The 11,899-nt window shown below is 45.4% G+C and carries 9 protein-coding genes; 6 read left to right on the top strand and 3 right to left on the bottom strand.

The window, feature by feature from the left end; translation table 11 throughout:
* The 3 genes from G5B00_RS08550 to mfd all read right to left on the bottom strand — a co-directional run.
* A partial coding sequence (locus G5B00_RS08550) for an alpha/beta hydrolase family esterase (RefSeq protein WP_410510765.1) occupies window positions 1-457 on the bottom strand: 457 nt, incomplete at its 3' end.
* Between the two features lie 79 nt (window positions 458-536).
* Window positions 537-1,721, bottom strand: coding sequence for a trans-sulfuration enzyme family protein (locus tag G5B00_RS08545; RefSeq protein ID WP_163873476.1), 1,185 nt, complete (start codon window positions 1,719-1,721; stop codon window positions 537-539).
* Between the two features lie 785 nt (window positions 1,722-2,506).
* On the bottom strand, window positions 2,507-5,842 hold the full coding sequence (mfd, locus tag G5B00_RS08535) for a transcription-repair coupling factor (protein WP_163873470.1): 3,336 nt from the start codon (window positions 5,840-5,842) through the stop codon (window positions 2,507-2,509).
* Window positions 5,843-6,089: 247 nt separating this feature from the next.
* Here mfd and G5B00_RS08530 point away from each other — a divergent pair, with 247 nt between their 5' ends.
* The 6 genes from G5B00_RS08530 (at window position 6,090) to G5B00_RS08505 (ending at window position 11,739) form a co-directional block, all read left to right on the top strand.
* Entirely contained in the window at window positions 6,090-6,548 is a 459-nt protein-coding gene (locus G5B00_RS08530) for a hypothetical protein (RefSeq protein ID WP_163873467.1), read from the top strand.
* Window positions 6,549-6,814: 266 nt separating this feature from the next.
* Complete coding sequence (gene rfbA / locus G5B00_RS08525; RefSeq protein WP_163873465.1) at window positions 6,815-7,672, top strand: glucose-1-phosphate thymidylyltransferase RfbA; 858 nt, start codon at window positions 6,815-6,817, stop codon at window positions 7,670-7,672.
* 387 nt (window positions 7,673-8,059) lie between these two features.
* Entirely contained in the window at window positions 8,060-8,746 is a 687-nt protein-coding gene (locus G5B00_RS08520) for an ArsR family transcriptional regulator (protein ID WP_240894427.1), read from the top strand.
* Window positions 8,747-8,878: 132 nt separating this feature from the next.
* On the top strand, window positions 8,879-9,847 hold the full coding sequence (locus G5B00_RS08515) for an SDR family oxidoreductase (protein ID WP_163873462.1): 969 nt from the start codon (window positions 8,879-8,881) through the stop codon (window positions 9,845-9,847).
* An 82-nt stretch (window positions 9,848-9,929) separates the two neighbouring features.
* Complete coding sequence (locus G5B00_RS08510; RefSeq protein WP_163873459.1) at window positions 9,930-10,289, top strand: four helix bundle protein; 360 nt, start codon at window positions 9,930-9,932, stop codon at window positions 10,287-10,289.
* A gap of 58 nt (window positions 10,290-10,347) precedes the next feature.
* Entirely contained in the window at window positions 10,348-11,739 is a 1,392-nt protein-coding gene (locus G5B00_RS08505) for a nucleotide sugar dehydrogenase (RefSeq protein ID WP_163873456.1), read from the top strand.
* Window positions 11,740-11,899: the final 160 nt, after the last annotated feature.

Below are 11,899 nucleotides of genomic sequence, written 5' to 3'. Positions count from 1 at the left end.
CCCATAACAGATAGGTAAAACCTCCTCCGTTCGAGTGTCCGGTAGCATAAACCCTGCTATTATCAATCTTATAATTGGCTCGTACGGTTTTCAACATAGCATCGACGAACTGTATATCCCGGTTAGCGTCAGTCTTATCATCCATGACCCATCCACTTTTTTTACCTTCAGGATCGGTAAGGAGACCGGGAGTATTCAGTCCTTGTGGACAAATAAAGATCGATTCGGGCCATAGCTGATGGAAGTTTCTTTGCTGAAAGGCCCTATGCATGGTGCCTCCATGACCATGAAAGGCAAAAACAACAGGTGTAGGCCCTGTTTTGGCAGATGCAGGGATATAAGCCAGTGCCTGTCGGGTCTCACCATCTACGATCCACTCCATCACGACGGGCTGCTCTTGAGCGGATAGGATACCAAGAGAAAGGAAAAAACACAGCGTAAGAAGAGTGGTCTTCATGTTTTTGTATTGATTATTTGATTAATCATGGTGATTGCGAGTAGAGACGCAAAATCTTGCGTCTCTACAAAAATAATCATTAAATTTTCTTAAACGCCTGTTCAAAATCGGCAATCAAATCATCGATATGTTCGATACCGACCGAAATACGTAATAATCCGGTAGTTATGTCGGATTTTTTGCGTTGTTCTTCGGTCTGGCTTGCACCCCACATACTGGCAGGATGCGCGATCAGGGATTCTACACCTCCCAAGCTGACGGCATTGCTGAATACGTTGAGATTATTGAGGATATGTTGTGCCCGTTCAAATTGTACGGCATCATTGTCTCCGGCAACCTCAATACAGAGCATCCCTGTAAATCCGTGCATTTGTTTTTTAGCAAGCTCATGTTGTGGATGTGAAGGAAGGCCCACATAGTTTACTTTCTGGATCAAAGGTTGTTTCGTCAACCACTGTGCAAGCGTTAGTGCATTCTCATTGATCTGACGTACACGCAAGGCCAGGGTTTTCAATCCCCGCAACAATAACCAGGAGTCGAATGGGCTCAAAGATGCTCCCAAGACCAGCGAACGGCGCCAGGCCTTCTCGACAAAGTCCTTGGTCCCACAGATCGCCCCGGCCGTCAGGTCACTATGCCCACCGAGATATTTCGTTGCACTGTGTACGACGACATCGATGCCATAGTCGGTAGGGGTTTGGTTGATCGGGGAAGCGAAAGTGTTGTCGATCATGGTCATGATACCTTTGTCACGTCCCAACTTTCCGATAAATTCAAGATCGGTGATATCCAGGTTGGGATTGGACGGGGTCTCGATATAGATCAATTTGGTGTTTGGGCGTATGGCTTTTTCAAAAGCTGCGTTGTCCGTTTGGTCTACGTGGGAGACTTCGACGCCATATTGTTGCAAAAATTCGCGGGCAAACATAAGTACAGCCGAATAGTGCGCGTACTGGATGATGACATGGTCTCCGGCCTGTACCGCGGCTAGCATAGCCGTGCTGATCGCAGCCATACCCGTGGCTAAGACCAAGGCGTCTTCAGTTTTTTCGAGCCTGGCAATCACGGCTGCCACCTGACTGTTGGTAGGATTGCCGTGCCGATGGTAAAATTCGGGATATTTTGGAGCAGTGGCTGCATGCGCAAAGGAAGCGATGTCTTCATCTGCAAAATAAGTCGAGGTCTGATAGATAGGGGCTACGACGGAATTTGTTGTATTGAATTGTTCTCCCTCGTGGATTAAAGAGGTTTCTAGCTTTGACATGATGAATATTTTTTCAAAGTTACGCAATAGTCTATTGAAATGATATTCTTTTTGAAAGAAAGCTAACGCAAAACTGTTTGGTTTTGTTAAAGGGATGGTATATTAAAAAGGAGGAATGTTTTATACACCTAGATTCTGTTTTTTTCCACCCCACTGCCTCTCCGTCTTCATGGCCAGACGGGCCTAGTCCTTTTGTAAGGCAAAAGGACCAAAACCTTTTGCCCATTTCAAGGCATCTTGTCCCACAATTCCAACGCTCAATAGCCCAGCAACTGCTGCCCTTGGTTTTGTCTCCCTAGAGCCTTTGCACACGAACCCTTCAACAAAACTGAACGGAGCTAGGGGCATCCCACCACACAGCCTCCCGTTGCAGGGCTATTCTTCCCAATGCTGATGAAATGGACGAACGCTGTCTAATACGGATTCGCCTTGCTTGCAGATCAGTACGTTATATGCAGAAAGAAAATATCCGTTGTAGAATGCAGCCCGTCCAATCACAAGTGGTGGCAGACGGCAGCAGATACCGGGGCTGTGGGATGGACAAGGCCTAGGGGATATTTCCGAAGCCCCATCTTAAGGCTTCGGAATTCTTCCCAGCCTTGACGGTATCTGTTGCCGTGAGCGCTGGCCTGTGCGACAGACCACATTGATTGGACAAAGGGCCTTGCCGACTTGGGCCCTTTCCAAGTCGGATGCCCCGCCGGCATAGAGGCGAAAGAGAACTGTCGTATTGAATCCTCCGTTTATCTTACACATAAAAATAAGCCTACCTTACCTGTACCCTATTACACCATCTCCTTTAACAGATTCAGTGCATACTCGATACTGTTTACATTGCTGATGGCGATGCGCAACTGTCCCTTGACTTCCTTGAGGTTACTGATACTTGGATGTGCCTGTGCAAAGGCTAGTACCTTGCCAAATTGATCCGATTCAAAATAGCTTGATTTGGGATTATTGACAAAGAATCCTTTCAACGTATTCTTTTTGAACGAAATCTTTTCAAAACCGATCTCCTTACCCAGCCATTGTAAACGCAACGTATTGAAGAGCTCGAATACTTGAGGAGGTAAAGGCCCGAAACGATCTTCGAGCGATTTTTCAAAATCAGCGAGTTGTTCCTCGTTCTCCAATTTGGCGATTTCATTGTACAGGTTGTAACGTTCTCCAATATTGGTCACATATTCGTCCGGGATCAACACTTCCAGATCAGTGTCGATCTGTGTGAAAGACACGTATTTACGGTTTTGGTCATCGGCAAACAGTTCGCCAAATTCATCTTCTTTCAGTTCCTGCACAGCTTCGTCGAGGATCTTGTTGTACATTTCAAAACCGATCTCAGCAATAAAACCTGACTGTTCGGCACCCAACAGGTTGCCCGAACCACGTATGTCCAGGTCGCGCATGGCTACATTAAAGCCGGACCCCAATTCGGAAAATTCCTCAATGGCTGACAAACGCTTGTAGGCTTCGTTGGTCAGTGTCGACAAGGGTGGACTCAACAGATAACAGAAGGCTTTCTTGTTGGAACGGCCCACCCGTCCCCGCATCTGGTGCAGGTCGCTGAGACCAAACATATGGGCATGGTTGATGATAATGGTATTGGCATTGGGAATATCCAGACCTGCCTCGATGATGGTTGTGGCCACGAGCACGTCGTATTCGTGATCGATAAATTTGAGCATGACGTTTTCCAGATCATCACCTTCCAGCTGTCCATGCGCTACCCCTACACGAGCTCCCGGCACCAGTTTTTGTATCATCGCACCCAGTTGTGGCAGGTCGGCCACCCGATTGTGGATAAAGAATACCTGCCCTCCCCGCTCCAGCTCAAATGACACAGCTTCCTGTATCAATGTTTCGTTGAAGACGTGCAATTCGGTCTGTACGGGTTGTCGGTTGGGTGGTGGTGTGGATATTATACTCAAATCCCGTGCACCCATGAGAGAGAAATGAAGGGTTCGAGGTATCGGCGTAGCGGTCAGGGTCAGCGAATCCACATTAGCCCGCATGATCTTCAATTTCTCTTTGACAGACACACCGAATTTTTGTTCCTCATCGATGATCATGAGACCCAGATCCTTGAACTTGACGTCTTTGCTGACCAGGCGATGTGTACCGATAATGATATCTATCTTTCCTTCTTCGAGGTTCTTGAGGGTTTCCTTGATCTGCTTGGACGTCTTGAAACGGTTGATGTAATCGATATTTGCAGGCATTCCCTTGAGTCTCTCGGCAAAGGTACGATGATGCTGCAAGGCCAAGATGGTCGTTGGTACCAAGACAGCGACCTGTTTGCTATCCGCCACAGCCTTGAAAGCCGCGCGTATGGCCACTTCTGTCTTGCCAAAGCCTACGTCTCCGCAGATCAGCCTATCCATAGGGTGCGGGCTTTCCATATCTCTCTTGACATCGCTGGTTGCCCTCTCCTGGTCGGGTGTATCTTCATAGATAAACGAAGCTTCCAGTTCCTTTTGCAGATAGGTGTCTGGATGGAAAGCAAAACCCGTCTGTGCTTTGCGTTTAGCATAGAGCTTGATCAGGTCGCGTGCGATGTCCTTGACCTTCTTTTTGGTGGTCTTCTTCAACTTATCCCAGGCATCTGTTCCTAGCTTGTTCATCTTGGGGACGGAGCCTTCCTTGCCCGAATATTTGGATATGCGGTTGAGGGAGTTGATATTGACATAGAGCAAGTCATTGTCTGCATAGACCAGGCGAATCATCTCCTGCGGTTTGCCATTGACGTCGACTTTTTCCAGACCTGCATATTTGCCTACACCGTGGTCGATATGGGTGATGTAGTCTCCCGGTTTGAGGTCACGGAGTTCTTTAAGCGTAATAGCTTGCGAACGTTCGTAACCTTTCTTGCGTTTATATTTGTAGTATCGATCAAATATCTGGTGGTCGGTATAGCAAGCCAACCGGAGTTGGTCATCCCGAAATCCTTCACGTAGAGGCTTATAGATAGGCGTAAATGTAACCGACTTGTCCAGATCCTCCAATATCGCATAGATACGTTCGATCTGTTTGGTCGAATCCGAAAAGATCAGGTTGGCAATTTTTTGACCCTCGTTCTGTTTGAAGTTGTGGGCCAATAGATTGAAGTCCTTGTTGAAGGAGGGTTGAGGATGTGTATCGAATACGAAAGATGCATCTGCACGATAGAAATACTGTTTGCCAAATTCGACAACCGGAAATTCGAAAAGAAGCGCGCCAAAATTCTTGTCATCCGAGAAAATAAAACGTGGATCGATCCATTCGGGATTGTTTTTAAGATCTTTTTCGGATAGCGCTTTCCAAAACCGGGAAGCCGTTTTATACCCATCACGGATAATATCAAGCGTATATTGGGTGTCCTTAAGCCATACTACAGCATGCTGATCGATATACTCCAACAAGGAAATGTGGTTGTTGCTCAGGAACTTGGCCTGCACATTGGGCACGATGGTCACGGCATGTATCTTGCTGACCGACAGTTGGCTCTCGATATCAAATGTGCGGATACTTTCTATTTCATCACCAAAAAACTCGATGCGGTAGGGCAGGTCATTGGAGAAGGAGAAGATGTCCACGATCCCTCCACGAATGGCAAACTGTCCCGGTTCGTAGACAAAATCGACCCGTTCAAAATCGTATTCGTACAGGAACTCATTGATAAAATCAATGTCTACCTGCGTGTTTTCGGTGATCTCCAATGTGTTTTTTTCCAGATCTGCGCGATTGATGACCTTTTCGGCAATGGCTTCGGGATAGGTCACCACGATCTTGGGCAGTTCGGAATCATGGTTTAAAGCGCTGAGCGTTTCTGCACGTTGCAGCACATGTGCACTATCCAGCTGGGTAAACTCAAATGCCTTGCGGTAGGATGCCGGAAAAAATAGGATTTGCTTGTCAAACAAGCTTTCCAGATCACTCAAAAAATAGGAAGCTTCTTCGTGCGTAGGCAAGACAAAGATATAGGGCCTTACCTGTAGTTGATAGGCCGCGGCCGCAACCACAGCATCCGCCGAACCTACCAAGCCCTTGAGGTGTATTTTTGTGTTTTTGGCCTGTAGGGTTTGAACCAGTGTACGGATCTGTTCGAGTTCGGTATAGCGATGTAGGATGTCTTGAATATTCACGAAAGGACTGTTTTGCCACAAAAGTACAAAAAACTGTATAAATCGGGATGTTTCAATGTGGAGACGCAAAGCTTGTCCCGAATTTTCGGGGATATTGCGTCTCTACGAAAGAAAGGATCAAAACCTTTGCTAGCCTGAAATAAGTACTCATACATAATTCTTTTTGTATACAGTAGAATTATCTTGCATATGAAAAGGAATTTATATAAGTTTGGTGTAGATATACCAAACAAACCAATATCTATATATGAACTACCTGATTTCATTGGTCTTTCTATCGGGGCTTGTACTGTTTCTTGTGAAACGGAAACGCTATATGCTGCGTCGTAATTTTGACCGTTATCTGGATATGCATGTTTCTGTCTTGCTGGCCAAGGAACGGTCCGGTAGCCATCGTATGCACGGATCGCTGATCCTGGAGCTGAAAGAGTACGCTCCCGAATTGCGAAGCGTATATGTATCCCAATTGAAGAGTAAAAGCAAAGATATCCATATCAAGTATTTCAACAGCCTGCTCTTTGAGGTCAATACACCCGGCAAAATTGATACAAAGCTCTTGTCGATTGGGATTCGGATGTCCGATTGCGAAACGGAACGGGCCTGTAAGGACCATAAAGAATATATCTATGTGGGCGGGAAACTCTACCTTAGCGATAAGAAGGTCGTTCCTTTCGGAAAATACCTGTGTATCCGTGCGCTTAGGTGAAGGGTTAGAGGACAGTGGAGAGTTGATAGTGGAGAGTTGATAGTGGAGAGTGGAGAGTTGGTAGGATTTACGATTTTGAATTTTGGATTGACGATTGATCGATTAAGCCTTAAATGGTTAAAGGTTAATTGGTTATGAAAGTTGTCGAGGGATAGGTATACGATTAAACAGTTAAGCATTTAAACAATTAAACCTTAATAAATAGCAATTTCCAAGGCTAATAATTAATTTAGCGGTATTGATATCCAATCTGTAATATTAAAACAATGAAAGGAATAATACTCGCCGGAGGCTCTGGTACACGCTTACACCCTTTGACACTTGCCGTTTCCAAGCAACTGATGCCTGTGTACGATAAGCCAATGATCTATTATCCCTTGTCTACCCTGATGTTGGCAGGGATCAACGAGATATTGATTATTTCTACACCACAGGACTTGCCCAATTTTCAGAAGCTATTGGGCGATGGTTCGCAGATAGGTTGTACATTCTCGTATAAGGAGCAACCCTCGCCCGGAGGTCTGGCGCAGGCTTTTATCCTGGGAGAAGAGTTTATAGGCAAGGATAAGGTTGCTTTGATTCTCGGTGACAATATTTTCTATGGCTCAGGCATGTCCAAGTTGTTGCAGTCTTGTGTGGACCCGGATGGTGGCATCATCTTTGCCTATCCCGTGCATGACCCCGAACGCTATGGTGTGGTCGAATTTGATAAGGATAAAAATGTCGTTTCGATAGCGGAGAAACCTACAGAACCAAAGTCGAATTATGCAGTTCCCGGATTATATTTCTATGACAACGAGGTGGTACAGATAGCTAAAAGTATAAAGCCGTCTCATCGGGACGAATTGGAAATCACGGATGTGAACAAAGAATATCTCAAACGGCAGAAGCTGAAGGTAAGGGTCTTTGACCGTGGCACAGCTTGGCTGGATACCGGTACGGTACAGTCCCTGATGCAGGCTGCACAGTTTGTGCAGGTCATCGAAGAGCGGCAAGGGTTAAAGATAGGAGCCATTGAAGAAGTTGCCTATCGCATGGGGTACATTGACAGGGAGCAATTGATCCGCATTGCCGAACCGCTCCGCAAATCCGGGTATGGGGAGTATCTGGTGAAGATCCGGTAGGCAAATAGAAGCCCCTTTACTATTGATCGTATTCAACATAGTCACTACGAATTTCTACTTTAAATATCTTTGTCACATTTAGCTCATTATTTGTAGATATTTTGCATAAGCAGGGCTGTGATAGGTCACTGTCCCCCTTTGGAGAGCTATCGTGTACCCACAATTTAAATTCATGGAATATGGTATTTCCAGTTGTTGCTTGCAATGTTTTTGTTATAGCAATAACATTGTAGAACGATATCCCCCTTTGGAGGGGGTAGGGGGAGGGTAAATAATATAAAAAGCTTATAGATAATGATTTACATAATCAGCCTCCCCCTACCCCCTCGGAGAGGGGGACAGTGATTAACAACGGTATCAATAAAATAAGTATATTGCAAACCAGATATGTATATTTCTGTAAATCAGAATAATATAAAGATGTGGGTACACGGTAGCCTCAATGAGAGGGATAGCATACCACAGCGCCACGGCGAGTACAGGCTTCAGAAAAAACTTGCTTTTCCCAAACCAAACGAGTACATTTGTTACTCATCGCAAAAATTTGCTATGCTTGAAGTTTTGTTTACATCCAAGACACGATTAAAGTTGCTGATCAAATTTTTTGTTTCGGCCAGCAATCGAGGTTACCTAAGAGGTATTGCAGACGAATTCAACGAATCTACCAATGCTATACGCAGGGAATTGAACCAGCTGTCCGAAGCAGGGTATCTCTTGCGCGAGCAGCAGGATCATAAAGTCGTATACCGTGCCAATATCCATCACAGTCTTTTTTCTTCTTTGCAGAGCCTGATCCATAACTTTCTGGGTATAGACCAGGTCGTCGATCAGGTCTTCGAACGCGCAGGAGATGTCAGGGAGGTCGCCCTGCTCGGCGATTATGCCCAGGGCATAGATTCCGGGCATATCGAAGTGCTCGTGACCGGGGGAGGCATCGATTCGGCATATTTATTGCAGGCGGCGGAGAAGGCCGGGAAACTGATCGGCAAGAAGGTAACTGTGCACACGCAGCAACCGGAACACGTGAAGACCAAGATTGTATTATATAAACAAGAGGAGGACTTGGTTAAGTAAGGGGTTAGAGGAGAGTTTGACAGTGAATAACGAATTACGATTTACGATTTACGAATTACGATTAAACATTAAACAGTTAAACTTTAAATACGAACCAGGTAACAGAATACACATAAAGATTATATATAAGGGATGAGTAAAATATTAATTACCGGAGGTGCCGGATTTATTGGGTCCAACTTGACAGCGTACTTTTTAGATAAAGGGCATAGTGTTGTTGTGTTGGATAATTTTGCAACAGGCCATCGCCATAATATTGTGCAGCATGAAGGAAATCCTGATTTTACATTGATAGAAGGCGATATCCGTAATACGACCGATTGTGAACATGCCGTGCAAGGTGTAGATTATGTCCTACATCAGGCTGCACTGGGTTCTGTACCACGATCCATCAAAGATCCCCAGACTACTAATGAGGTCAATGTATCCGGTTTCCTTAATATGCTCGTGGCCGCGCGTGATGCAGGCGTCAAGCGTTTTATCTACGCGGCATCTTCCTCTACCTACGGTGATTCGGAAAATATGCCCAAGGTAGAGCATATCATCGGCAAACCGCTTTCCCCATACGCCATTACCAAGTATGTCAACGAACTCTATGCCGAGATATTCTCCAGAACCTACGGGATTGAGACTATTGGCCTGCGCTACTTCAATGTGTTCGGCCGTCGTCAGGATCCCAACGGGGCCTATGCGGCTGTGATACCCAAATTTGTCATGCAGCTCATGCGGCACGAATCGCCGATTATCAACGGGGCTGGGGATTATTCCCGGGATTTTACGTATATTGACAACGTCATTCAGATGAATGAACGTGCGATGCTGACCGATAAACCTGAAGCCATCAATACCGTGTACAATACAGCCGTAGGAGACAGGACTACATTGAATCAGTTGGTAGAATATTTGAAAGAGTTTTTGGCCGAATACGACCCTCAGATTGCAAATGTGCCCGTCATGCACGGCCCAAACCGGCAGGGCGATATCCCGCACTCGTTGGCTTCTGTAGATAAGGCTAGACAATTGCTGGGTTACGAACCGACGCACAAGATAGCCGACGGATTGCGCGAAGCCGTCAAGTGGTATTGGGATAATTTAAAATGATTGTTTTTTCGCTGTTTGTTTTTCTGGTCTTTCGCAAAAACACAAAACAACAAAACCATAAAAGCACAAAAACACAAATAAAATGCATGAATTCTACTTCGAAAAGCTATCCGTTTGGCAGAATGCCAGAACTCTGGTGAAAGACATGTATATAGATACTGCGGATTTCCCTAGTCAAGAACAATTCGGGGTAACTTCGCAATTGAGAAGAGCGACTACAAGTATAGCAGCGAATATTGCGGAAGGAATGTCCAGGGCAGGAAATAAGGATAAGTTAAGGTTTTTGAATCAAGCTTATTCCTCTGCGATAGAAGTAATAAATTTTCTGATTCTATCTGTCGATTTGGATTTCCTTACAGTGGAAAATTATACGAAACTAAGAAATCAAGTGGAATATATTACCAATCAATTGCAAGCACTTAGTAAAAAGATCCGTAGTTAAAAAAACACGGAAGCACAAAAAACAAAAACAAAAGAACGAAAAAACAAAAACACATTATATGAGCACCGAGAAAAAAATAGCGGTCATCGGCCTCGGCTACGTTGGGCTTCCATTAGCAAGACTATTTGCGACAAAATACCCCACCGTAGGCTTTGATATCAATCAAAAACGTATAGATGAACTCCGCGCAGGTCACGACAGTACCCTTGAAGTCGAAGACGACATCCTGCAGGCCGTTTTGGTCAGTGAAAATCCCTTTACAGAAACACAAAAAAACAAAAATACAGAAACACAAAAAAACGAAAACACGGAAAAACAATTAATCGGCCTATTCTGTTCCAACCAACTCTCCGACATCGCTGATGCCAACTTTTACGTCGTCACAGTACCTACACCGGTAGACAAGCACAACCGTCCGGACCTTACACCTTTGTACAAGGCCTCCGAAACTGTGGGCAGGGTATTGAAAAAAGGAGACATCGTGGTGTACGAATCGACTGTCTACCCGGGTGTAACCGAAGAAGAATGTATCCCTGTATTGGAGAAAATATCCGGACTGAAGTTCAACGAAGATTTCTTCGCCGGCTATTCCCCCGAGCGCATCAACCCGGGGGACAAAGAGCATACCGTAGAGAAGATATTGAAAGTCACCTCGGGATCCACGCCGGAAATCGGGAAACATGTTGATGCCGTATATAAATCGGTCATCACTGCCGGAACGCACCTTGCACCGACTATCAAAGTCGCCGAAGCGGCCAAGGTCATCGAAAACTCGCAGCGGGACATCAACATTGCCTTTGTCAACGAGCTGGCGAAGATATTCAATATCTTGGGTATAGACACGCATGCCGTATTGGAGGCCGCAGGTACGAAGTGGAACTTCCTTCCATTCAAACCGGGTCTGGTCGGCGGTCATTGCATAGGTGTAGATCCTTACTATCTGGCGCAGAAAGCGCAGGAGCACGGCTATCATCCCGAGATTATCCTGGCCGGACGCCGGCTCAACGATTCCATGGGTGAATACGTCGCCTCGCAGGTGGTGAAATGTATGATCAGGAAGGGAATCAATGTCTGTGAAGCCGAAGTATTGATGCTGGGCATTACCTTCAAGGAAAACTGCCCCGATGTGCGTAATACCAAGATTGTGGACGTGATCCGTGCCTTGGAAGATTACGGAGTCAAAGTATCCATCTACGACCCATGGGCCAACCCAGCCGAAGTGAAGCACGAGTACGGCATCGACTGCTGCGTGGATCTTTCCGAAGCCAAAGTCAACGGCACCAAAAACCCCGAAGAACAAAAAAACAAAAAAACCAAAAAATACGATGCCATCGTCCTCGGCGTAGCCCACAAAGAATTCTTGGAGCTGGATCTGGATGCGCTAAAGAAAGAGAATGGTGTGGTGTACGATGTGAAAGGGATTTTGCAAGGAAGTGATAATAGGTTGTAGGAAGGTTGTTTGCTAATCTTTTTTTCGCAAATAGCAAAACACGAAAACACAAAATAACAAAAACACGAAAGGACAAAAAGGTAGAATAACAAAATACGGTGTGAAGGTTTTTTCGCTAATCGTTTTTTCGGTCTTTCGCAAACAGCAAAAACACAAAAAG

The organism is Parapedobacter sp. SGR-10, from assembly GCF_011030405.1.
Classification (GTDB): Bacteria; Bacteroidota; Bacteroidia; order Sphingobacteriales; family Sphingobacteriaceae; genus Sphingobacterium.
This window is presented reverse-complemented; position numbering and strand designations above follow the sequence as displayed.

What these genes read in the sequence shown, in the direction of transcription:
- G5B00_RS08530 (WP_163873467.1), top strand. Translation starts at nt 6,090, where the DNA reads ATGAACTACCTGATTTCATTGGTCTTTCTATCGGGGCTTGTACTGTTT.
- G5B00_RS08505 (WP_163873456.1), top strand. Translation starts at nt 10,348, where the DNA reads ATGAGCACCGAGAAAAAAATAGCGGTCATCGGCCTCGGCTACGTTGGG.
- G5B00_RS08515 (WP_163873462.1), top strand. Translation starts at nt 8,879, where the DNA reads ATGAGTAAAATATTAATTACCGGAGGTGCCGGATTTATTGGGTCCAAC.
- G5B00_RS08545 (WP_163873476.1), bottom strand. Translation starts at nt 1,721, where the DNA reads ATGTCAAAGCTAGAAACCTCTTTAATCCACGAGGGAGAACAATTCAAT.
- G5B00_RS08520 (WP_240894427.1), top strand. Translation starts at nt 8,060, where the DNA reads ATGTATATTTCTGTAAATCAGAATAATATAAAGATGTGGGTACACGGT.
- rfbA (WP_163873465.1), top strand. Translation starts at nt 6,815, where the DNA reads ATGAAAGGAATAATACTCGCCGGAGGCTCTGGTACACGCTTACACCCT.
- G5B00_RS08510 (WP_163873459.1), top strand. Translation starts at nt 9,930, where the DNA reads ATGCATGAATTCTACTTCGAAAAGCTATCCGTTTGGCAGAATGCCAGA.